Origin of the sequence: Mesorhizobium sp. M0060 (assembly GCF_040323155.1) — a bacterium.
GTDB lineage: Bacteria > Pseudomonadota > Alphaproteobacteria > Rhizobiales > Rhizobiaceae > Mesorhizobium.
This window is the reverse complement of the sequence record NZ_JAMYUP010000006.1, coordinates 111,984-134,094: the sequence shown is the minus strand read 5'-3', so window position 1 is coordinate 134,094 and position 22,111 is coordinate 111,984. Positions and strand designations below refer to the sequence as shown.

General features: G+C 63.3%; 22 protein-coding genes, 1 other RNA gene and 1 pseudogene. 7 read left to right on the top strand and 17 right to left on the bottom strand.

What is annotated here, in order from left to right; genetic code table 11:
- Nucleotides 1-25: 25 nt before the first annotated feature.
- The 5 genes from NKJ94_RS08940 to NKJ94_RS08920 form a co-directional block, all read right to left on the bottom strand.
- A complete protein-coding gene (locus NKJ94_RS08940; protein ID WP_352524386.1) occupies nucleotides 26-1,543 on the bottom strand; it encodes a DegQ family serine endoprotease in 1,518 nt (505 codons plus the stop codon).
- A gap of 145 nt (nucleotides 1,544-1,688) precedes the next feature.
- Nucleotides 1,689-2,648 (bottom strand): protease modulator HflC, encoded by a 960-nt coding sequence (gene hflC / locus NKJ94_RS08935; protein WP_352524385.1) that lies wholly within the window; start codon nucleotides 2,646-2,648, stop codon nucleotides 1,689-1,691.
- Nucleotides 2,648-3,742: an FtsH protease activity modulator HflK gene (gene hflK / locus NKJ94_RS08930; protein WP_352524384.1), complete on the bottom strand. Its 1,095-nt coding sequence runs from the start codon at nucleotides 3,740-3,742 to the stop codon at nucleotides 2,648-2,650. Before hflK ends, hflC begins: the two co-directional genes overlap by 1 nt.
- Before the next feature lie 159 nt (nucleotides 3,743-3,901).
- Nucleotides 3,902-4,420, bottom strand: a complete 519-nt coding sequence (locus NKJ94_RS08925; RefSeq protein WP_352524383.1) for a dihydrofolate reductase — start codon at nucleotides 4,418-4,420, stop codon at nucleotides 3,902-3,904.
- The gene (locus NKJ94_RS08920; RefSeq protein WP_352524381.1) at nucleotides 4,420-5,430 is read right to left on the bottom strand and encodes a DUF4424 domain-containing protein; all 1,011 of its coding nucleotides are present in this window, start codon (nucleotides 5,428-5,430) and stop codon (nucleotides 4,420-4,422) included. Before NKJ94_RS08920 ends, NKJ94_RS08925 begins: the two co-directional genes overlap by 1 nt.
- 242 nt (nucleotides 5,431-5,672) lie before the next feature.
- On the opposite strand from NKJ94_RS08920, the gene cobF reads away from it, so the two are divergent.
- Nucleotides 5,673-6,449, top strand: a complete 777-nt coding sequence (gene cobF, locus NKJ94_RS08915; RefSeq protein WP_352524380.1) for a precorrin-6A synthase (deacetylating) — start codon at nucleotides 5,673-5,675, stop codon at nucleotides 6,447-6,449.
- 35 nt (nucleotides 6,450-6,484) lie between these two features.
- Here the strand turns inward: cobF and NKJ94_RS08910 are convergent, their stop codons facing one another.
- From NKJ94_RS08910 to NKJ94_RS08885, 6 genes are all read right to left on the bottom strand, one after another.
- Entirely contained in the window at nucleotides 6,485-6,826 is a 342-nt protein-coding gene (locus tag NKJ94_RS08910) for a winged helix-turn-helix domain-containing protein (RefSeq protein WP_023676697.1), read from the bottom strand.
- An 84-nt stretch (nucleotides 6,827-6,910) separates the two neighbouring features.
- The gene (gene modC / locus NKJ94_RS08905) at nucleotides 6,911-8,023 is read right to left on the bottom strand and encodes a molybdenum ABC transporter ATP-binding protein (protein WP_352524379.1); all 1,113 of its coding nucleotides are present in this window, start codon (nucleotides 8,021-8,023) and stop codon (nucleotides 6,911-6,913) included.
- Nucleotides 8,020-8,724 carry a molybdate ABC transporter permease subunit gene (modB, locus tag NKJ94_RS08900; protein WP_352524378.1) on the bottom strand — a complete coding sequence of 235 codons (705 nt, stop codon included), beginning with the start codon at nucleotides 8,722-8,724 and terminating at the stop codon, nucleotides 8,020-8,022. Before modB ends, modC begins: the two co-directional genes overlap by 4 nt.
- A 15-nt stretch (nucleotides 8,725-8,739) precedes the next feature.
- Entirely contained in the window at nucleotides 8,740-9,531 is a 792-nt protein-coding gene (gene modA, locus NKJ94_RS08895; RefSeq protein WP_352524377.1) for a molybdate ABC transporter substrate-binding protein, read from the bottom strand.
- 323 nt (nucleotides 9,532-9,854) lie between these two features.
- Entirely contained in the window at nucleotides 9,855-10,649 is a 795-nt protein-coding gene (locus tag NKJ94_RS08890) for a thymidylate synthase (protein WP_352524375.1), read from the bottom strand.
- 112 nt (nucleotides 10,650-10,761) lie between these two features.
- Nucleotides 10,762-11,073, bottom strand: coding sequence for a DUF2853 family protein (locus NKJ94_RS08885; protein ID WP_023676702.1), 312 nt, complete (start codon nucleotides 11,071-11,073; stop codon nucleotides 10,762-10,764).
- 161 nt (nucleotides 11,074-11,234) lie between these two features.
- Here NKJ94_RS08885 and ssrA point away from each other — a divergent pair.
- Both ssrA and NKJ94_RS08875 read left to right on the top strand, forming a co-directional pair.
- Nucleotides 11,235-11,590, top strand: a transfer-messenger RNA (tmRNA) gene (ssrA, locus tag NKJ94_RS08880).
- Nucleotides 11,591-11,884: 294 nt separating this feature from the next.
- Entirely contained in the window at nucleotides 11,885-12,616 is a 732-nt protein-coding gene (locus NKJ94_RS08875) for an SDR family oxidoreductase (protein WP_352524373.1), read from the top strand.
- A gap of 84 nt (nucleotides 12,617-12,700) precedes the next feature.
- Here the strand turns inward: NKJ94_RS08875 and NKJ94_RS08870 are convergent.
- The 3 genes and pseudogenes from NKJ94_RS08870 to NKJ94_RS08860 all read right to left on the bottom strand — a co-directional run.
- Nucleotides 12,701-13,162, bottom strand: a pseudogene (locus NKJ94_RS08870) (LysR family transcriptional regulator substrate-binding protein); the annotation flags it as partial.
- Nucleotides 13,153-13,518 carry a LysR family transcriptional regulator gene (locus NKJ94_RS08865; RefSeq protein ID WP_352524371.1) on the bottom strand — a complete coding sequence of 122 codons (366 nt, stop codon included), beginning with the start codon at nucleotides 13,516-13,518 and terminating at the stop codon, nucleotides 13,153-13,155. The pseudogene NKJ94_RS08870 and the gene NKJ94_RS08865, both read right to left, overlap by 10 nt.
- A gap of 86 nt (nucleotides 13,519-13,604) precedes the next feature.
- The gene (locus NKJ94_RS08860; protein ID WP_352524369.1) at nucleotides 13,605-14,810 is read right to left on the bottom strand and encodes a multidrug effflux MFS transporter; all 1,206 of its coding nucleotides are present in this window, start codon (nucleotides 14,808-14,810) and stop codon (nucleotides 13,605-13,607) included.
- Between the two features lie 169 nt (nucleotides 14,811-14,979).
- On the opposite strand from NKJ94_RS08860, the gene NKJ94_RS08855 reads away from it, so the two are divergent.
- From NKJ94_RS08855 to NKJ94_RS08840, 4 genes are all read left to right on the top strand, one after another.
- Nucleotides 14,980-15,669, top strand: a complete 690-nt coding sequence (locus NKJ94_RS08855; RefSeq protein ID WP_352524368.1) for a TetR/AcrR family transcriptional regulator — start codon at nucleotides 14,980-14,982, stop codon at nucleotides 15,667-15,669.
- A gap of 117 nt (nucleotides 15,670-15,786) precedes the next feature.
- Nucleotides 15,787-16,323: an SspB family protein gene (locus tag NKJ94_RS08850; RefSeq protein WP_352466938.1), complete on the top strand. Its 537-nt coding sequence runs from the start codon at nucleotides 15,787-15,789 to the stop codon at nucleotides 16,321-16,323.
- An 18-nt stretch (nucleotides 16,324-16,341) separates the two neighbouring features.
- Nucleotides 16,342-16,587 (top strand): DUF4169 family protein, encoded by a 246-nt coding sequence (locus NKJ94_RS08845; protein ID WP_352524367.1) that lies wholly within the window; start codon nucleotides 16,342-16,344, stop codon nucleotides 16,585-16,587.
- Between the two features lie 17 nt (nucleotides 16,588-16,604).
- The gene (locus NKJ94_RS08840; protein ID WP_352524365.1) at nucleotides 16,605-16,835 is read left to right on the top strand and encodes a ribbon-helix-helix domain-containing protein; all 231 of its coding nucleotides are present in this window, start codon (nucleotides 16,605-16,607) and stop codon (nucleotides 16,833-16,835) included.
- On the opposite strand, the gene NKJ94_RS08835 is transcribed toward NKJ94_RS08840, so the two are convergent.
- The 3 genes from NKJ94_RS08835 to NKJ94_RS08825 form a co-directional block, all read right to left on the bottom strand.
- Entirely contained in the window at nucleotides 16,832-20,809 is a 3,978-nt protein-coding gene (locus NKJ94_RS08835; protein WP_352524363.1) for an AsmA family protein, read from the bottom strand. The two genes, NKJ94_RS08840 and NKJ94_RS08835, sit on opposite strands and share 4 nt — an antisense overlap.
- A 115-nt stretch (nucleotides 20,810-20,924) precedes the next feature.
- Nucleotides 20,925-21,446 carry a hypothetical protein gene (locus NKJ94_RS08830; protein WP_352524361.1) on the bottom strand — a complete coding sequence of 174 codons (522 nt, stop codon included), beginning with the start codon at nucleotides 21,444-21,446 and terminating at the stop codon, nucleotides 20,925-20,927.
- A gap of 107 nt (nucleotides 21,447-21,553) precedes the next feature.
- Complete coding sequence (locus NKJ94_RS08825) at nucleotides 21,554-22,111, bottom strand: hypothetical protein (protein WP_352524359.1); 558 nt, start codon at nucleotides 22,109-22,111, stop codon at nucleotides 21,554-21,556.

Below are 22,111 nucleotides of genomic sequence, written 5' to 3'. Positions count from 1 at the left end.
CAGAGTGCTGCAGTTCCTACCGGACTCAATCCATCCGGATTGTCACAAACCGCAGCTCGCCGGACTTCGACGCCAGCATCAAAAGCGCGTTCTTGCGCCCCTGCTCCTTCAGCGCGCCGATCCGGTCCATGACGTCCTTGGGCGTGCCGACCGATTCCTGCGCGATCTCGGTGATCACCTCGCCGGGCTGGATGCCGCGTTCGGCCGCCGCCGAATCCTTGGCGACGTCGGTTACGACGACGCCGGAGACGTCGGCCGCGATGCCGAATTTCGTGCGCGTCTCGTCGTTGAGCTCGCCGATCGTCATGCCGAGCACGGAAGCCGTCGAAACGGCAGGCGCCTTGTCAGTATCATCCTGATCGGTGTTGCCGTTTTCACCGCCGCTTGCAAGCTTTTCGCCGTCCTCGAGGCGGCCGAGCGTCACCTTCACGGTCTGCTCGACCCCCTTGCGCACGATGATCACGTCGACCGCTTTGCCGACCGGGCTTTCCGCTACGACCCGCGGTAGGTCGCGCATTTCATGGATATCCTTGCCGTCGAACTTGATGATGACGTCGCCGGCCTGGATGGTGCCGTTGTCGACCGGCCCGCCCTTGATGACGCCGGCGACCAGCGCGCCCTTGGCGGTCGCCATGCCCAGGCTTTCGGCGATGTCGTCGGTCACCGGCTGGATGCGCACGCCGAGCCAGCCGCGCCGCGTCTCGCCAAACTGGCGAAGCTGGTCGACGACCCCCGAGGCAAGCTGCGAAGGGATGGAGAAGCCGATGCCGATCGAGCCGCCCGACGGCGAGATGATTGCCGTGTTGATGCCGATGACCTCGCCGCTGCTGTTGAACAGCGGTCCGCCGGAATTGCCTCGGTTGATCGCGGCATCGGTCTGGATGAAGTCGTCATAGGGGCCGGAATTGATGTCGCGATTGCGCGCCGAGACGATGCCGACCGTCACCGTGCCGCCGAGGCCGAACGGATTGCCGATCGCCATCACCCAGTCGCCGACGCGCATCGTGTTGGAATCGCCGAATTTCACCGCCGTCAGCTTGTGTCCCTTCGGATCGACCTTCAGCACCGCGACATCGGTCTTGGTGTCGGTGCCGACCAGCGTCGCCTTGAGCGTCACGCCGTCGGAGAAATTCACCTCGATATCGTCGGCATCGGCGATGACGTGGTTGTTGGTCACCACGATGCCCTGCTCGGCGTCGACCACGAAGCCGGAGCCCAGCGACTGCACCTTTTGCGCGCCGCCGCCCTTGTCGCCGCCACGGTTCTTGAAGAAATCGTCGAAGAAGTCCTGGAAGGGCGAGCCTTCTGGAAGCTGCGGCATTGGCACCGCGCCCGGACCCTCCGTGCCCTTCACCGTCTGCGAAGTCGAGATGTTGACCACTGCGCCGAGCAGGCCGGCGGCGAGATCGGCAACCGAGGGCGGCCCGTCGGCTGCCACCGTCGGCGTCACGAACGACGGAACGGCAACGGCGCCGACCAGAAGCGCTGCGGCCCCGGCGATGAACGTCCGCCTCGCTGCACGCAGAAGGGTGGTGGATGTCATCGAAAAGGCCTCCGGGTGTTCTGAAAAAAAGCGCTTCGGCAAAATGCCGCGTCGCGTCATGTTGGCAAGAAATACGGCACGTTTGCGGCTATGGCTACCGCCAGAGGATAAATCCTCCGTTACGCCGGCTATCCCTGCACCGGCCCTACTGGCCGGTGCTTGGCTGCGCCGCCGGTGCGGGAGCGGCAGGTGCTGACGGTGGTACCGCCGGTGCCGCAGGCGTTTCCTTGCTGTTCGGGTCGCGGAAGAAGCGGAAGAACTCGGAATTCGGCGACAGCACCATCGTCGTTCCGGCGCTGTTCAGCGCCGTGCCATAGGCATTCATCGACCGATAGAAATCGAAGAAGGCCGGATCGCGCTGATAGGCCCCGGCAAACGTCGCGCTGCGCTGGGCTTCACCTTCACCACGCAGGATTTCAGACTCTTTCTGCGCTTCGGCGACGATCTCCACCACTTCGCGGTCGGCGCGAGCCTTGATGCGCTGCGCCGCCTCATTGCCTCGCGCCCTCAGCCGCTCGGCTTCCGCGAGACGTTCGGCCTTCATGCGGTCGAAAGTCTGTTGCGAGACCTCGGCTGTCAGATCGGTGCGGCGGATGCGGACATCCTCGATCTGCAGGCCAAGCGAGGTGGCATCGGGCCTCAGCTGATCGCGCACCTCGCGCATCATCACGGCGCGCTCTTCCGAGAGCGCCGCCTCGAAGTCGCGCAGGCCGTAGACGCGGCGCAAGGCGGCGTCGAGACGCGTCCTCAGCCGGGCCTCGGCCAGTTCGATCTGGCCGGAGACCGCGGCGCGGAACACACGCGGATCCGAAATACGATAGGCGATGAAGGCGTCGACCTCATAGAACTTGCCGCCCGAAACCTGGACGCGGATGTTGTCGAGGTCAAAGCGCAGCACCCTGTTTTCGATCAGCTGCACGGTGTCGGCATCGAAGAAGGAGAATGGCGCCTTGAAATAGATGCCGGGCTGGGTCTTGACGTCGACGATCTCGCCGAACCTGAGCACCAGCGCCTGCTGGCGCGCATTGACGACGAACACCGACGAATAGAGCAGGAACAGGATGACCGCGGCTATGACCGCAATGACGGGAAGACGGTTGGCCATCACTGGTTTCCTCCGGTGGCCGGTGCCGGCGCCTTCTGCTGCAATGCGGGCAGCGGCAGATAGGGAACGACCCCTTGCCCATTGCCTTGCTCGACGATGACCTTGCTCGAATCCTTCAGCACCCTCTCCATCGTTTCCAGATAAAGTCGCTTGCGCGTCACCTCCGGCGCCTTGGCATATTCGTCATAGACCGAGATGAAGCGCTGCGCCTCGCCTTCGGCCTCCTGCACGACCCTGTTCTTGTAGGCGGCCGCGTCCTCGCGGATCTGGGCGGCCGCACCGCGCGCCTGGCCGAGCTTCTGGTTGGAATACTGATTGGCCTGCTCGACGAACTTGTCCTCGTCCTGCTCGGCTCGCTGCACCTCGTCGAAGGCATCTGCAACTTCGCGCGGCGGCGCAGCGTCCTCGATCGAAATGGCGTTGACGTTGAGGCCGGCCTTGTAGCCGTCCAGCGTCGTCTGGATGATCTCACGCACCGACGCCGCAATGCCTTGCCGGTCGTCGCGGAAAATGTCCTGCGCCGGGCGCCGGCCGACCGCTTCGCGCATCGCGCTTTCGGCCACCTGCCGCAGCATGCCGGCCGGATCGGACACGTCGAACAGATAGGCCCTCGGATCGGAAACTTGGTAGGCCACGGAGAATTGCACGTTGACGATGTTCTGGTCGCCGGAAAGCATCAGGCCGTTGCCGCTGGTATTGCCGCCGCCGATATCGACGAGCTGCTCGGCGATGTTGGCGGTCTCTACCGTTTCGATGGGCCACCAATGGAAATGCAGGCCGGGCTGCGAGAGCTCCGCCTTCGGCTTGCCGAACCTGAGCTCCACCGCAACTTCGTCGGGCTGCACGGTGTAGACCGCCTTGAACGCCCACAGCACGACCAGCGCCGCCGCAATCAGCCCGAACACGGCCGGGCTCGCACCTCCGCCGCCCGGCAGCGCACGCCGCAACCTGTCCTGGCCGCGCCGGATGATATCCTCGAGATCGGGAGGCGAACCCTGCGGGCCGCTGGGTCCCTTGGGTCCCTGACCCCAAGGTCCCTGGTTGTTGCCGCCGCCCCACGGGCCGCCGCCGCCGCTCTTGTCGTTCCAGGGCATGAATGTCCTTTCGCTTGGAATTCCCTCAAGCGCCGCTTCAGCGGCGCAAAATCCAATATTATTCTTCTATAGGTATGCGACGGCACGCTTTCAACGCGATCGGCTGCCGGCACTGTCCGTCTAGGGCTCATTTAGACCCGTCGCGACCCTTTGTCGTCTTCAATGCACGTCGCGGCGCCGCTCGTAAACCGAATAGCGTGTCGGATGGCTGTCCTTTTCACCAGCCTCCACCTCTTGCGAGCGGACCACCCGCCATAGCGCCGGGTCGATCGGCGGGAAATGGGCGTCGCCGTCGACCGGTGCCAGCACATGCGTGACGTGCAGCCGATCGGCCAGCGGCAGCGCCTGAGCGTATATCTCGCCGCCGCCGATGACGCAGATCTCGTCGGCACCGGCCATGCAGCGCCCGCGCACATTCGCCAGCCTGATCGCGTCTTCGAGCGAGTGCGCGACTTCGACACCCTCGGCCCGCCATGCCTTGTCCCGCGTCACCACGATGTTGAGCCTGCCCGGCAATGGCCGGCCGATGCCTTCATAGGTCTTGCGGCCCATGATGATGGGCTTGCCCATCGTATCGGCCTTGAACCGCTTGAGATCGGTGGAAAGCCGCCACGGCAACCCGCCATCGCGTCCGATCACGCCATTCTCGGCGATGGCGACATAGATCGCGAGGTCCATCAGCCGCCGTTCCCGCCATCGGATGGCTCCAGCAGCAATATGTCAATGTCGTGCTCGGGGTAGAAGTTCTGCGCCTTCATCTCGAACGTCGTCGGCCCGACCTTCCTGACGTTTTCGCCGCAAAACGAGACTAGGTTCTTCGGATTGCCCTTGTCGACGGTGAGCTTGAACGTGCCGATGGTTCCCGACGCCCAGTTGCCGCCCGTCGTCAGGATATAGGCGATGCGGTTCTCGAAATATTTGGGGTAGCCATCGGGATCGTCCTTGGCTGCCTTGCGCACGGCGTTCTCGAACGTACCGTCCATGCAGTAGCGGGTCTTATAGGCGGCATACTGGCCCTGAAACTGCCCGTCATAGAAGAAGCTGACCGAGGACGTGCCGCCGACGCTCGGCTTGTAGCGATGCGAAACTTGCACCGCCTTGTTGGCCGGAAAGGTCGAGCGCCACCAATAGGTCGAGCGCAATTGCCAAAACGGCGTATAGACGGTCTTCATACCCGAACCGTTATCGGCGGTGTCCTCGATGATGATGCCGCGGTTGACCCAGTCGTCGGCGACCGCCTGCGGCAGCTTTTCCAGTGCCGCCTTGGCTGCATCGCCGAATGGATAGAACGGCACCCCCTGCGCCTTCAGATCGGCGCCGACGTCGATGCCGAGCGCGAACACCTTCTGCTCGAGCTGCGGCTTTGCCGGCACCCCGTCGATCGTCACTTCGAAGCCGAGGAAATTGTCGCTCTGCGCCTCGGGAATCGCCGGCATCTCTTCGGGATCGCCCTCGATGTCGGGCATCGGAAACGCGACGATCGCATCGACATCCTTGTCGGTGTTGTTGCGGAAAACGTAGTCGACCGTCACTTTTTCCGGCGCGATGTAGAGATCCTCGCTTTCCATCGCCACCGCATCGCTGCGCGACAGTATCAGCCCACCGGTGCCGAGTTCGGCGACCGAATCATTGGCGAGTGCGGGCATAGCCGAGAGCGCCAGCGCTGCGGTCAGGACGTAACGGAACATGGAAACTCCCCCGGCGAGAATGCCAACGTGACCCTAGCTGTTCAATGTGGCGTTTCAAAGCCTTTCAGCACATATGCCGGCGCTGCCGGCATGCCGTGTCGGCCTAGAGCATTTTGCAGCCAAGTGGAACACTTGGCGTCGCAGAAATGCGGCCAAAACAAATAGATAGAGCGGGATGCACGGTTCAATTTGAATGCGTCCCGCTCTAGACACGCCGATCCCGATCGGGCAGGAGTTCGCCCATGCGCAAGCTTCTCGTCATCGGCATCGGCGCCGGCAATCCCGATCATATGACCGTGCAGGCCATAAACGGCCTCAACCGGGCCGACGTGCTGTTCATTCCCGACAAGGGCGCGAAGAAGAACGATCTCGCCGAATTGCGCCGCCAGATCTGCGACCGCTTCGTCACCAATCCGAACTCGCGCCGCGTCGAATTCGACGTGCCGGTGCGCGCCGAGCCGGCGCCGTCCTATCGCTCGACCGTCGACGAATGGCACGAGGCGATCGCCGCGATCTATGAAGGCCTGATCCGCGGCGAACTTTCCGAAGACGGCTGCGGCGCCTTCCTGATCTGGGGCGATCCTTCGCTGTACGACAGCGCGCTGCGCATCCTGGAGCGCGTGCGCCTCAGAGGCAATGTCGGGTTCGAACTGGACGTCATCCCCGGCATCACCGCCATCCAGGCACTCGCCGCCAGCCACAAAATCGCACTGAACCGCATCGGCGACGCTATTTTGATCACCACCGGCCGCCGGCTCGCCGAGGAAGGTTTGCCCGAAAACGCCGGCAGCACCATCGTCATGCTGGACGGCAAATGCGCCTTCAACACGCTGGACGACAAGGATGTTAGCGTCCACTGGGGCGCCTACCTCGGCACGCCCGACGAGATCGTTGTCTCGGGCCGGATTGGCGACGTCGGCGACGAGATCGCGAGGACCCGTGAGGAGGCCCGCCGAAAAAAAGGCTGGATCATGGACACTTATCTGCTGCGCAAGCCCGGCGAACCCGACGAGCAATAGCGGATTACGCGCGGTAGGCACAAATTCCCCGGCCTTTACGCAGCATCGATTTCTGCCTGCAGCGCCTCCATATGCGCTGCCGCAGCTGAAGACGCAGCCCGCTCGATGGCGCGGAAGCGGCTGACCACCGCAAGCCCGACCGAGGTCAACTGAGCGCCGCCACCCTTTTTCCCACCGGTCTGTGCCGCGACCAGCGGTTTGCCGAACACCCGGTTCATGTCCTCGACCAGATCCCAGGCGTGCTTGTAAGACATCTCCATGCCGCGCGCCGCGGCCGAGATCGAGCCGAAGGCGGCGATCTGTTCCAGAAGCTCGATCTTGCCCGGCCCGATGCGGCCATCTGGATCGAGATTTATGCGCAAGCTCAGCGACGGCATTTTGCTCCTCCGCGGTCACGCCATTCTACAAGTTCTCCAGCGATACCGCTATTCCAAAACGATATAGCGACAATCATCCGCCGTTCACCCATCCGCCTCGGCCGGCAGGCCGGCGCCGGTGTTCGCCCGGTCGAAGCTCACCGTCTTGACCACCGCGAAGACCTTTCGACCGAGCCGAAGCCCTAGCGTCTGCCGCGACTGTTCGGTGATGCGGGCAAGCACGGTTGCGCCATTGCAGTCGATGCCGACCTCGACCGTAGGCCCCTCGCCCGGCTCTATCGCCACGATCGCGCCCGGCAATATGTTGAGCGCGCTGAGGCCAACCGGCTGCTCGGTGGCGATCATCACGTCGCGGGCACGAATGCGAACGCGCACCGGCGCACCGACCGGCGCTGCTAGAAGCGGCACACGGATCTCGCCCGCCAATGAGCCTAGCACTGTCATGCCAAAGACTTCGTCGTGGCGCAGAACCGCAGTATCCAGCATGGCACCGCCCTCGCCGCGCTCTTCGGCCGGCAATAGATCGAGACGCTGCATGATCGCGCCGGTCGGACCGGAAGCAGCGACCTTGCCTTGCATCAGTACCACGACGTCGCTCGCCAGCCGCGCCACTTCGGCTATCGAGTGGCTGACATAGACGATCGGGATTTTCGTCTCGTCGCGCAGCCGCTCGATGTAAGGCAAGATCTCGGCCTTGCGCGCCTCGTCGAGCGACGCCAACGGCTCGTCCATCAGCAGCAATTTCGGGCTGGCAAGCAGCGCCCGGCCGATTGCCACGCGCTGCTTCTCGCCACCGGAGAGTTTTGCCGGGCGCCGGTCAAGCAAATGACCGATGCCGAGCAGTTCGACCACGCCATCGATATCCGCGTAGCGCTCAGCCGCCGGCGTGAACCAGCGGCCGTAGCGCAGATTGCTCGCTACGCTCATATGCGGAAACAGCCGCGCATCCTGGAACACCATGCCGATCCGCCGCTTGTGCTTCGGCACGAACAGGCCGGCACCGCTATCGACCAGCACACGGCTCTCAACCGCGATGCGGCCTCTGTCGGGGCGGATCAGCCCGGCAATCAAATTGATCAGCGTCGTCTTTCCGGAGCCGGATGGCCCAAACAGCGCAGTCAGCCGCCCGGCGCTCTCGAAGCGGGCATTGACGGCGAAATCGCCAAGCCGGTGGCTGATGTCGACCTGAATCGTCATTCGATGTCCATCCGCCGGCCGATGCGCCGCGCCAGCACTTCCGAGGCCACAAGTGCCGCCATCGAGATGACGATCGAGATCAGCGTCAGCCTGAGCGCGCCGGCGTCGCCGCCGGGAACCTGCGTGAAAGTGTAGATCGCCGATGGCAGCGTCTGCGTCTCGTTCGGGATGTTGGAGACGAAGGTGATCGTCGCGCCGAATTCGCCCATCGCCTTGGCGAAGGAGAGGATCGCACCAGCGATCAGGCCGGGCAGGATCAGCGGCATCGTGATCGTGCCGAATACCCATAGCGGATTGGCGCCGAGCGTGCCGGCGGCCGTCTCGATTTTACGATCGACCGCCTCGATCGACAGCCGGATCGCCCGCACCATCAGCGGAAAACCCATCACGCCGCAGGCGAGCGCGGCGCCCGTCCAGCGAAAGGAAAAAACGATGCCGAAATGCTCGGCCAGAAAAGCCCCGGCGGGACCGCGCTTGCCGAAAGTCAGAAGCAGCAAGTAGCCTGTCACCACCGGCGGCAGGATCAGCGGCAGATGCACCAGCCCGTTGAGCAGCGTCTTGCCCCAGAATTGGCCGCGGGCGAGCACAAGGGCGATCAGTATGCCCGGCGGCAGGCTGGCAATCATCGCCACGGTCGCCACCTTGATCGACAGCCGGACCGCATTCCATTCGTCGGGAGCGAGATCCAGCAGCCAGCTCATGCTCAGGGCGGTTCGTCAGTTGCTCGGCGCGAGGATTGTAAAACCTTGCGCCTTGAAGAGTTCGCCAGCCTTGGCGGATTGCAGGCATTTCAGGAATGCCGGGGTATCCTTGCCCTTCGAATCCGCAAGCTGGGCAACCGGATAGATGATCGGCGGATGGGAATCCGCGGGGAAAGTGCCGATCACTCTCACGCCGGGCTCCGCATGCGCGTCCGTGGCATAGACGATGCCGAGTGCAGCCTCGCCGGTCGACACCAGTTTTAGGGCGGCGCGCACATTCTCGGCCTGCGCCACCTTGCCTTCGACGGAAGACCAGACACCGAGCGATTCGAGCGCCGCCTTGCCGTATTTGCCTGCCGGCACCGCCTTGAAATCGCCCATGGCAAGTTTGCCGTCGCCGACGAGCCCAGCAAGATCGAAACCCTTTTCGATCCTGGTTTCAACCTTGGAATCCTGCGGCGCAATCAGCACGATCTGGTTGCCAAGCAATTTCACCTCCGTGCCGGGCTTGGTCAGTTTCTTGTCGGAGAGATACTTCATCCAATCGAGGTCGGCTGAGATGAACACGTCTGCCGGCGCGCCGCCCTCGATCTGCTTGGCCAGCGCCGAGCTCGCCGCGTAGGAAATGGTTGCAGCCTCGCCGACGTCGGCCTCGCAGGCCCTGTTGACGGCGTCGAGCCCGTCCTTGAGGCTCGCCGCGGCAAACACGACCACCTTGTCTTCGGCACGGGCCGCCGGCACCGCGGCCATCAGCATCGCCACAAAACCCGCGATAGCAATCGTCGTCGAACCTTTGCGCGCCAGCATGAAACTCTCCTCGTCTTGGACCGGCCCGAAGCCCGTCCATCGATATATCCATGTGAACATAACAAGGAAAGGCTCTTTACCGGGCGACGGCATTCTGAGCCGAGGTTTTCTTGGCCTGCGATAATCTTCGTTGCATACAGCGGTATCGAGGCCGAAGGAGACATCGCACGAAGTCAGTGCCCGCCGCAAAAGGCAGACACGCCTATGCCGCGGACCAGGCATTGGGCGTCATGGTCGACGTCGGTCGATCAAGATGGATGCGGACAACGCCGAGGGCCTAGCGGCAGTAGGCAATTTCGATATGGACAGTTAGATATGGCCGCCTAGACCGCGATCGGCGCCTTGATCGTCGCGTCGGCGAAATAGTTCTCGAGCCGGAAATCCTCGAAGCGGAAGGCAAAGAGATCCTTCACCTCGGGATTGATCCATAGCGTCGGCAACGCCTTCGGCGTGCGCCGCAATTGTTCGCGCGCCTGCTCGAAATGGTTCGAATAAAGGTGTGCATCGCCGAGCGTGTGGATGAAATCGCCGGGTTTCAATCCGGTCACCTGCGCCACCATCAACGTCAGCAACGCATAGGAAGCGATGTTGAACGGCACGCCGAGAAAGATGTCGGCGGAGCGCTGGTAGAGCTGGCAGGAAAGCTTGCCTTCCGAAACATAGAACTGGAACAGGCAGTGGCAGGGCGGCAACGCCATGGCCTCCACCTCGGCAGGGTTCCACGCCGAAACAATCAGCCGCCGCGAATTAGGATTTTTGCGTATCTCCTTCAGAAGATTCGCAATCTGGTCGATGGCGCCGCCATGGCCGTCCGGCCACGACCGCCACTGCTTGCCATAGACCGGGCCGAGATCGCCATTCTCGTCGGCCCACTCATCCCAGATCGAGACGCCGTGATCGTTGAGATATTTGATGTTGGTGTCGCCCGCCAGGAACCACAAAAGCTCATGGATGATCGACTTCAGGTGCAGCTTCTTGGTGGTGGTGATCGGAAAACCGCGGGCCAGATCGAAGCGCATCTGGTAGCCGAATACCGAGCGCGTTCCGGTGCCGGTACGGTCGCCGCGATCAGCGCCGTTTTCCAGCACATGTTCAAGAAGGTCGAGATACTGGCGCATCGGCTCTGGCTCGATTCGGGTTGTCAGCCATCATAGCCGAATGACCGTCGGCCGAACACAGCAAAGCGAGACGATTCCACCGGAAAACCCACCGGCATCAGCGGCGAGTTCTTCAGAGCGAGCCGAGCATGCCCAGATCTTTGGCGACGAGGTAATAGAACGTCACCCGGCTCTTGCTGTTGTCGGCCGCCATCGCCTTGCAGGTCTTTTCGATAGCCGCATCCGCCTTGGCGCCATCGGTGACGCCGAGCTTGCCGGCGACCCAGCTATTCCTGACGCGCTTCAGTTCCTCCGGGTCGGTGCAGGACACCAGCGAGGAATCGCGGTTCCTGAGCGCGATGCCCAAATGCTTGACGATCTTGGCGACCGCGTCGGCGTCCGCCGCTGCATCGTATTTCTTTACGTCTGCGAGATAGTCGGCCATCGAATTTCCCCTCGTCGGCGCCACGGGATCCGGTCGATGAGGATTGTGGCGCGCTGCCGCAACTATGCGCTGGGTCTCCTCACCGCCACAAAGCTTCGGTTGAGACCGACTGCAAGTCAACCCTTCATGGTCCACTTTGACACAGATGAAAGTGGCATTCCGGCCTTTCATTTTCCACCGCCAGTCCCTATATTCGCCTCGTCGGCTCGACCGACTATGGCGATAAACAGGCGATGAAATAAGCCGTTCGGACCCGGGGGCGGTACCCGGCGCCTCCACCAAAAACCGCTGCTCAAGAGCGGCTTTTGCTGGGGGCGAAATAGGATCGACGAAGGTGTAAAGATCGTACTTTTGCCCGGCATTGTACCACCGTTATCGGGCTGAACTTATAGTTGCCAACGACAACTATGCGGAAGCACGTCTCGCCGCGTAAGCGGTGCGATAGCTTCAATTCAAGCCCTAGTGGTTCGCACTTCTAGGCGGGGTTCGGAGGTACCTGGCAACAGAAACCTCCATTTCTCCCCTTCATCACACTTATCTCCCCCTATCTTTCGCCGCGGCCTGAACCGCATCCGGCGTTGATTCTTTCGCAACTGCGCCGGGCGGCATCGAGCGGCAGCAACGCGGAGAACGCTTGAACGGCATTCTGCTCTGAGCACCGCTTCATCCTGCCGCAATGGCTTCCATCATCGGAAGCTCCGATGGCAGCATTCGTATCTTCCCGTTTCCCTTCTCCCATGCCTTTGCGGGAAAAGGCTTCAGTTTCTCGCCGCGTGTGGTCACGCCCCGGCAGCTACCTGATGGAGACAAGATGAACCAGGAAACCACACCAACACCCGAACGCATCCTTATCGTCGGCGGCAGTTCCGGCATGGGGCTGTCGCTCGCCGAACAGCGGCTTGCCGCCGGCGCCGAGGTTACGATCGTCGGCCGTTCCGAGGACCGGTTGTCGGCCGCACGGCCTCACCCGGAAAGGCTGAGGACGATCGCAGCCGACGTCACAAGCGAGGACGAGGTCCAGCGCCTGTTCCAGGACGTGGGTACGCTCGACCACATCGTCTCGACCGCCGCCGACATCACCGGCGTCTATGTGTTGCTTCCCGATATGGACATCTCGGTGGCGCGGAAGGTGATGGATTCCAAAATTGTCGGGCCGCTTCTTCTTGCCAAACATGGCGCGCCTCGTCTGACGCCCAGGGGATCGATCACGCTGACCTCAGGCATTGCCGCCTATCGTCCAGCCGCGAAAGGTTCGGTGGTGGCGGCTGTCAATGGGGCACTTGGCTCACTCGCCTATGCGCTTGCGGTCGAACTGGCGCCGATCCGCGTCAACGTCGTTTCGCCGGGCTGGGTCGACACCCCGATTTGGGATGCCGTCGCCGGCAGCGGAAAGACGGCCGCGCTGGACGCCATGGCAAAGCGTCTGCTCGTCGGCCGGATCGGCCAGGCAGCCGACATCGCCCAAGCCATCACGTCCCTGATGCATAACGGCTTCATCACCGGAACGGTGCTTCATGTCGATGGTGGCCAGCGACTGGTCTAGCGATGGCCAGATTTCGCGCGCCCGAGTTTCACGCGCCATTGCGAGGAACAGCCGCAGGACAGGCGCTTGAACGCGCCGGTGGCGCCATACCATGGTGACCGGCGTCGTCGAGTTGCTTCCGATCCAGGGCAGCACAAGGATCTCGGCATCGGCCGAAGTGGCCACGAGACGCGGGACCAGCGCGCATCCAAGACCGGCTGCAACAAGGCTCCGTATCGCGCCCATGCTGGCGAACTCGCCGACGAGCCTCGGACGGTCGGGCAGCGTTGCTGCGAACGCTTCGTCGAACATCCGCCGATAGACGCAACCGGGCTGGGTGACGAGGAAGGCCTCATCAGCCAGATCCTCGGGCGTTATGGCAGCATATCCGGCCAGTCGGTGATTTGCCGGCGCTATGATGGCGAGCTCTTCTTCCGCCACCTGTTCGCTTCGCAGCTCCGGCACCACCACCGGGACGGGCCCGAAATGGAAAGACACGTCCAGCGCCCCGCTGGTCACGCCGGCACGCAACCCACTGCTATCGTCCGCCCTGAGGTTCAGTTCCACATCGGGATGGCGCCGGTGGAATTCCCCCAGCAAAGCTGGCAAGGTGTCGAGCAAAGCGTCTCCAGGCCGCCGACAGTCAGGCGACCGGCAACCGTGCCGCCCGCGTCGGCGACAGCGGAACGGGCTTCGTGTGCGAGGTCGAGGAGATCGCTTGCATACTCCAGCAGGCGCTGTCCCGCCGCCGTCAGCTTCAAGCCACGCCGCGACCTGTCGAACAGCGACGTGCCCAGATCGGCTTCCAGCGCTTGGATCTGTTCCGTTACGCTCGATTGGGCAAGATGAACCCGCTCGGAGGCGCGTGTGATATTCAAGGTGGTGGCGACCGCCACGAACGTCTTGAGATGTCGAAGCTGCATGTCCTGAACCCGCCGTGTAAACCGGGATCGCAAACGTGAAAAGGCCGGGAACGTCGCCCGGCCTTTTTATTCTCGATGGTCGACGCTTACTCCGCCGACGCTTCCGCAACGTCCCGGCTACGGCCGAGCGTCACCTTGGCAAGCGTGAAGGAGATCACCGCGCAAAGCGTGATGCCCGCCACCATCGGCAGCGGCGTGCCGTCGAAGAACACGCCGGCGACGCCCATTGCGACCGCGCCGATGGCGAAGTGCAGCGTGCCCATCAGTGCCGAAGCCGTGCCGGCGATCTCGCCATGCTCTTCCATCGCCAGCACCGACGTCGTCGGGATGACCAGGCCGAGAAAGCCGTAGCCGATGAACAGCAGTGCCGCCATCACGTCGAGCCGGTCGACACCCGAGGCCATCACCGCGAACAACACCACCATCGTCGTCGCATAGCCGGTCACCGCGATCCGCACCACGCGCTGCAGCCCGAACCGCTCCGACAGCAACCCGGTCAGCTGCGACATGCCGATGAAGGCAACCGCATTGATCGAGAAGAACACGCTGTAGACCGAAGGCGACAGCCCGTAATGGTCGATCAGGATGAAGGACGAGCTCGACAGATAGACGAAGAAGCTCGCAATGCCGAAGCCGCCGATGGCCGTCAGGCCAAGGAAGTTGCGATCCCCCATCAGGAAACGGTAGCCGGAAAGTGCCGTGCCGAAGGAGGAGCCGGCGCGCTCTTCGACCGGCCGCGTCTCCTTGAGCGAGGTAGCCAGCAGGATCGCGGCGAGCACAGCCGCACCCGTCACCGTCCAGAACACGGCGCGCCAGCCGAAATTCTCGATGATCTGGCTACCGGTCAGCGGCGCCAGGATCGGCGACACCGAAAAAACCAGCATCAACAGCGACATCAGCTTGGCGGCTTCAGTCCCGGTGTGCAGATCGCGCACGATCGCGCGCGGCACGGCCATACCGGCGCTGGCGCCGAGCCCTTGCAGGAAGCGGAAGGCGATCAGCCATTCAATCGAGGGGGCCAGCGCCGAGCCGACGCCGCCGACCATGAACAGCGCCAGGCCGCCATAGAGCGGCAGCTTGCGGCCAACCATGTCGGAGATCGGTCCGACGACGATCTGGCCGAAACCCATGGAAAGAAAGAAGATCAGCAGGCTCATCTGCACCGCGGCGGTGCCGGCATGCAGATCCTCGCCGATCGACGGCAGGGCCGGAAGATACATGTCGATGGCAAACGGGCCGATGGCGGACAATAGGCCGAGCACGACCGCAATGCGGAGGAATTTGGCGTTCATGATGGCAGGCTCTTTCGAATTCTGGTTGCCGCCGCGGACCGGCGTATAACCCTAGGACGTTGCATCCCGTGGGGTTCCGACTCTTCTGCGGAACGAAAACCCCTTCGTGTTTAGTCCACAAATTTAGACAGGCTTGTCTAATTCGTCAACCACCTCTATATAGTTTTGTATGAAGGCCAGCGTTTCTCCTGACATTTTCCCGCCACGCGGCCATGAGGCCAAGCGTATGTCGATTGTCGACGCAGCCGCTTCGGTCTTCTGCCGTGAAAGCTTCGCCGGGGCCAATATCGACATGATTGCCGCCGAGGCCGGCGTTTCCCGCCAGACCATCTACAACCATCATGGCGACAAGGAAAAACTCTTCGTTGCCATCGTTCGCGACCTCACCGAACGTTGCAATGCCGGCATCTTCGCCACGATCTCCACCTTCCCCGATCAGCCGAAGGATCTCGAGGCCGACCTCATCGCCTTTGCCGTCCGGATGAACCACAACTGCATCTGCAACCGCGACGGTAAATTCCTGCGCAAGCTGATCCAGACCGAGGGCGAGCGCTATCCCGAACTTTTCGCCGAATGGCGCGAAGAAGGACCGGGCAGGACATGGCCGGCGATCGCCGCCCGTTTCGCCCGGCTCGCTCATGCCGGTTTCCTTGAGATCGACGATCCCGATGTCGCGGCACGCCAGTTCATGGCTCTTGCCAACGCGGAGCTGCAGACGACCTTCATGCTCGGCAGTACACCAACCGAGGACGAGGTGGTGCAGTCCGCGACAAATGGCGTGCGCACCTTCCTGCGCGCCTTCGGCAAGCGGCAGCCTGTGACCCGAGCAGGCAAACAGACCGCGCTCGCCAGCGCTTGACGATTAAATCGTCGCCAATGGGCTTCGCTTCCGCACGCCAGCGATCTATATCCGGTTTACGCCGCGCTCAAGCTTGACTACAGCTATCAGGACGATTCAACGGAACCCGACAGCCACATGGCCGATGACCACATCCGCTACGACATTCTGGCCCAAGAGGCGTTGCGCGGCGTCATGCGCAAGGTCCTGGCCGAGGTCGCGCGCACCGGTCTCCCGGGCAATCACCACTTCTTCATCACCTTTCTCACCGGCGCGCCGGGCGTGCGCGTGTCTTCGCGGTTGCGCGAGCGCTATCCCGAACAGATGACCATCGTCATCCAGTTCCAGTATTGGGACCTGAAGGTGAGCGACACCGGCTTCGAGGTCGGGCTGTCGTTCTCCGACGTGCCGGAGAAACTGGAAATCCCGTTCTCGGCCGTGCGCGGCTTTTACGACCCGTCCGTCAACTTCGAGCTCGAATTCGACGTGAAGACGGATACCCCGGCGGAACAGGAGACAAAGGCCAAGCCCGCTCCCGAGCCGCTGGCCATCGTCGCCGAGAAAAAGCCCGAGACGAAGAAGAAAGCCGCTGAGGCGGAAAAGAAGCCCGCTGCGGCCGACGCCGGCGCCAAGGGGGCCGACGTGGTGTCGCTCGACGCCTTCCGCAAGAAGTGATCCGACAGGCGGCGTGACATGGCCGAGATCGTCAATCTCCGTCAGGCCCGCAAGCAGAAGGCGCGAACCGAGAAGGAACGCCTGGCCGAACAGAACCGGACGCTGCATGGCCGTTCCAAAATCAGCCGGGATCGCGACCGCCTGATCGCCGACAAGGCCGCCAAATTCGTCGCCGGCCATCGCCGCGAAAAATCGGGCGATTCGAACACCGAGAGCATCGGACCGAAAAGTGCATCGCGGTTTTCGGACGAATCCGATGCTTGAAGTATGAGTTGGGTCGCGTGAGCCCGGTCGAAAAGCGCTCGGTCACCATTCGCGGCCACCGCACCAGCTACTCGCTCGAAAAGCCTTTTTACGTCGACCTGGTCGCCATCGCGGCCGCGCGAAAATTGACGCTCGCCGCCCTTGTCGCCGAAATCGACGAGAGCCGCCCGCGCAATGCGAACCTCTCCTCGGCGCTCAGGCTCTATGTGCTGGACTGGGCCAAGCGCGGCATGAAGGGTTCGCTCTAACCCCCCCCCAGCGACTTCAGCAAATTATCGATCGATGAGGGATCGAGCTTGGGTGGCGCAGCTTCTGCTGGCGGCCGATTGTCATTGACCGGAGGCTGCGCCGGTTCCGCTTTCTGCGCTTGCTCCGCCGCGGCCTTGCGTTCGGCGTCGAGCTTTGCCTTTTCTTCCGAGGCGATGCGTAACGCCTCTTCCGCCCTCTGGCGTTGCTGTTCTTCGGCCTGCGCTGCCTCCTCAGCAGCCTGTTGCGCCGCATCCGCTTTGGCCTTTGCATCCGCCGCGGCTTTCGCCCTGGCCTCGGCTTCGGCCTTCGCCTCTGCATCCGCCTGTGCCTTGGCGTCCGCTTCAGCCTTCGCCTCGGCCTCAGCTTGCGCCCTCGCCTCCGCTTCGGCTTGGGCCTGCGCATCCGCTTCGGCCTTTGCCTTGGCGTCGGCCTCAGCCTTCAGCCGCGCCGCTTCCTCCTGCTTGCGCAGTTCCTCCGCGGCTCTTTCACGCTCGGTTTGCAAGGCAGCGTAGTAGCGCACCTCACGCCGCAGCCTTTGTTTTTCGAGCAGTGCGGCTTGCATGGCTTCGACCCGCTGCTGCTCCTTTTCCAGCGCACGCTGGGTCAGGAACTGCGCCAGCGGCTCGCTGTCGAACTGCCGTTTGGTGGCGCCGAACGGCCCGTCGACGCTGAAATTCAAAATCGGTTCGGAGCCGACCAGCGCCTCGTCGCCGGGTCTGTAGGCGATCTCGCCCTGGGCATCGACGGTGCCGGTGCTCAGATCGGCGGTGATGTCGGCGGACAGCGTCGCGCCCGGGCTTTCGAATTTGACCGGCGGCGCCCTCAGCGTGCCGCCGGCGATCGTGAAGGCAATACCGGTGTCCTGCGCCGGAAAACTGCCCGCCGCGGCGATCTGCGGCACAAAGCCGGCAGTCTTTGACACGTCGATGTCGCGCCCTATCGCGTCGGCCTTGGCGATGAAGGCGGCAAAGGCATCGGGATTGATGCCGGCAATGGTCATGCCCTTCAGCGTCGCCGTGCCGGAACCGGACAGCGCCGCGACCATCGCGTCGACCGATTTGCCGCTGGTCGAAAGCGCCGTCGAGAAATCGCCGCTTCCGCTGATGCCAGCTCCCGGCAGCACGGCTGCCAGATCGGCGCCGGCGAGTTTCATCTGGCCGGAGAAAAGCCCGGTGCCGTCATTGTTCTTAAGCTCGAACAGGCCGCTCAGCGCGCCGCCGAGGAACTTTGCCTTGAGGTCGGAAACGCGGATGCCTTCCTGGTCGAGCTGCAGCGACAGCGCTGCGTCATAGGCGGTGGCAAGCGGGCCGGCGGCAAGCGACGCCGCCGCCAGATCGAGATCGGCGGTAAATGGCAGGCTGGACTTCTGGCTGAACGGTGCCGTCGGCCAGGCCCCGTCATTTGCAAGGAAGGCCTGGTCACCGAACAGCATCACCGCCATCGGATCGAGGTCCAGTTCGTCCAGCGACAGCGCGCCGGCAAGATGCGGCAGCCCCTCTTTGACGTCGATGTTGACGTCACCGGAAACCGCCGCCTCGTTGACGGCGCCGCTGAGGCCGCTCAGCACCAGCAGGCCATTGCCGTAGTCGGCATCGGCCGCAAGTGACGTCGACATGCCGGTCCCCATGCCTGGCAGCCCGACGCCGGTCGTCATCAGCCATGGTTCGATATCGGCCGCTTCAACGCTGACTTTGCCCTTGGCGGCCGCGCCCTGAGGCGTCTCGGCAATTGTCCCGTCGAAACCAGCCTTGAAGTCGTTGCCGGCGAGGCTGAAGCGTGTCGCCAGGCCGCCGCCAAGCGTGCCTTTGGCCGAGACCTCGGTGGTCGCCTCTCCGAGCATGCCGAGTGGCAACGCCGGCAACCCGTAAAGCGCCAGAAGCGCGGTGGCGTCGGCGTTCCGGGCGTTGAAGGTCAGCGTCACCGGCGCTTCGAGAGGCCGGTCGAGCGCACCTTTGCCGGATAGCGACGCCGAAAAGGCCGAACCACCGGCCTTGCCCTGTGCGCTCATTGCCAGTCCCGTCGTACCGTCGCCATTGTCTGCCGCACTCGTGACCGCGTCGATACGCGCATCCTGGAACAGCTCGGGATAGGCAGCAGCACGCTCCGCAAGCCACTTCAGCACTGCATTATCCGGATAATGCTGGGCGGCGACGTCGATCAGCGGCTTGAGGTCGACGGCGACCACCGAGGCGTCGAGCTTGCCGGTCGGGCTCGCCGGGAAATCCTTGATCCGTCCGGTGGCGCTGATCGAGGCGCCGGCAAGCCCGCCGACCGATAGCCGGTCGATCTCAAGCAGTCCGTCGCGCAACCTCAGCGCGGTGTCGACGCTATCGGCGGTCAGCCCGCCGGCGCTGACCGGCCCGGCCTTGATCTGGAAATCGAGGTCGCGGTCGGAAAAGCGGTTGGCGCCCTTGTCGCTGACGAAGATCGAGGCGAAGGCGGCGAGCCCATCAACGTCGAGTTCGCCACCTTCCAGTTGCATCAGCACCGATGGCCTTGTGTCGTCGGGCTGGCTGGAATCGATGCGGCCGGAGAACTTCGCCTTGCCGAGGATGAGTTCGAGATCGCTGAAGGCCTGGTGTTTTTCACTCAAGTCGACCTTGGCCTTGAAGCCGGCGGCTGGCAAACGGCGGATCGCCTCGTCGACGTCCTTCGACAGCCATGCGGCAAAGCCGGAGGGCTGCGCCACCGCCAGAAGCAGCGATCCGGTGAAACCAAAATGGTCCTCGACGCTGACCATGCCATTGGCTTCCAGCTTGGCGCGACCGGGCAGCGTGGCGGCCAGCGATTTCACCGCCCAGCCGCCCTCGGCCGGTTCGGCGGACAGATGCACGTCGCGAACCGTCGTGTCGCCTGCCACCACCGCCGGCAGTTTCACCTCGACCGTGCCCGGTATGGTCGGTTTCGGCAGATCGAGCAGCGCCTCCTCCAGCGCCGCCACCCGCTCGGACAGCGTCAGTCCGGCACCGGCCGCCGCCCCCACGGCCTCGTCGAACTGCACCTGCGCGCCATTGGCCTCGATCGCAAAGCGCGGTTTCAGCCCAAGGTCGACCGCAGCCTTGCCGTCGGCGGTATAGGGATTGTCGAGCGGTCCGGTCTCGAAGCGGAATTCGTCGACGCCGAGCTTCTGGTGGTCGAGCGAAAACTTGCCGTTCAGCCTGAAGCCTGGGTCCGGTTTGCCGGCGCTGACTTTCAGCGCCTCGCCGTCGGTGCCGCGCGACTGCGCCGCAGCCCGGTCTGCACCCGATATCTTGAACTGACCCGAATAGACGGCGGCGCCCTCGACGAGGCCCACATTTCCGTCGGTCTCGATGACCAGCGGATAGGCATCCGGATCGGCTTTGAGCCTGAGCCGCATTTGCCCGTCCGGTTCAGCCTTGCCGGTGGAAGCGGCGATCGTGGTCCGCAACCCGTCCAGCAACAGCGAGCCGTCCAGCCGCCAGGGGCCGGCCAGCGACTTGGCCGAGATCGTCGAGTTGATCTCGGAAATAAGATGGCTGCGCCCGCCTGCGGCGTGGCTGAGCGCGATCTGTCCTTCCGTCACCGTCAGCTTCTCGATGGAGATCTGGCCGGGATCGAAGGGCGAGGACGGCCGCATCGTCCAATCGACGGTGCCGTCGGCGGCGATGTCGATCGTCGCCTTCGGCCGCACCAGCCGCATGTCGAAGATCAGCACCTCGCCGCGCAGGAATGGCGCCAGTTCGGCATCCATCGAAAAGGTTTCGACGGTCATCGCCGGCCGGCCGTTGGGGCCACCGGCAACGGCGACGTTCGAGAACGTCAGCGAGGGAAACGGCAACAGCCTCGCCGTTGCATCGCCTTGCACGGTCACCTTGCGGCCCAGGACCGCACTCGCCTCGCGCTCGAAATCGGCGCGGTAACCCGTCCAGTCGACAAAGTACGGCACCACCAGCGCCGCACACAGCACCAGCACGAGAAGCCCACCGAAGATCACGAACAGGCGTGCGAGCATGAACTCCGAAGCGGTTGATTGAAAGTCAGCCGCACTCTATCCGCATCAGCGTGTCGATAAAGAGGCAATTCCCGCCAGACGGGCTTCCAGAGCAAAAGAAGACAGCCAAGAAAACTCAGCGCGCGTCGCGCTTTGCTTGCGCCACCTTTGCCGCCTGCCGCTGCCGGCCGAGTTCCATCGGCCGGATCAGATTCTCAGGCCGCCGGCTCACGATCGCGCGCATGCCTTTGTGCGCGGTGCGCGCGTTGAACTCGGGACCGTCCGCCGCAGCGCCTTGCTTCATGGACAGCGCCTTGCGTGCATTCTCGACCAGCGAAACACGCGCCGCCAACTGGCGGCGGCGTTCGGCCTCGCCATTGAGCCGCCGCATGGTCATCGCCAGAACCGCCAGCTTCAACTGCGAACCTTCATCGGTCTTCGAGGCGCCGGCGCCCTTTGGCGCACCTTTGCCGCGCATTTCGCGGCGGCGGCGATGCGCCTCGGTCTGGGCCTTGTCGCGCCGCTCCCTTAGGAGCTTGACCAAGCTGGCGAGTTCGGCGTCGGCAAGATGCTGTACCGCTGGATGGTGCGACTTCTCGACGAGAGCATGTTCGTCGGCGCTCAGCGCCCGAGCCTCTTCCTTGCGTGAAATCGCCATGTTGCTCGCTCCTCCGTTTACCACGTCTGCCCGGTTTCAGGCCCTGGCGACGTCCGGAGTCTCCGACCAAATGGCTAGTGCGGTCAAGGCTGACCCGGGCCAGCGGATCAGCCGCGTCGCCAAAGCCTGTCGAGAAGCCATCTTCGTTTGCCTTGCGGCGCCGAGGCGCGAGGACTGACGGCCTCCATCAACGAGGTCAGAACCGATCCGTCGCGACGGCTCATCGAAAAGCTCTCCGCGACAAATTCAAGCGTCGAGTCGTGGAAGGTGAAGATGAAGTGCCGATAGCCAGAAAACAGCTCTGGCTGATGAGAACTGTGAACTCGATTTGCCCGTTCAAGCGAACCGATCCATGACGAGTTGAGTACCTCGAATGCAGCATAGGGTTGCAGGCCCAGTTGGTAGAGCCGATGGCCGCTCAAGGCCTCATCGTTCGGCAGGCCGAATTGAAGTGCCAGACAAGGCTTTGCCGTCAGGATCGCAACCGATTGGCCGTTGGTTACAGGCGAAACTGAGCGCGGATTCGTCCCATCGAATGACGGGGCTCTCATGTTGACGATATAGGCGACCAGCAACTTGTCTTCGTCGGCGAAGACGTGAGGTAGTGGTGCACCGGCAGAAAGAGGCGGTGCTTCGATGGGCAGAAGTGCCTCGGCTGCGGCCAT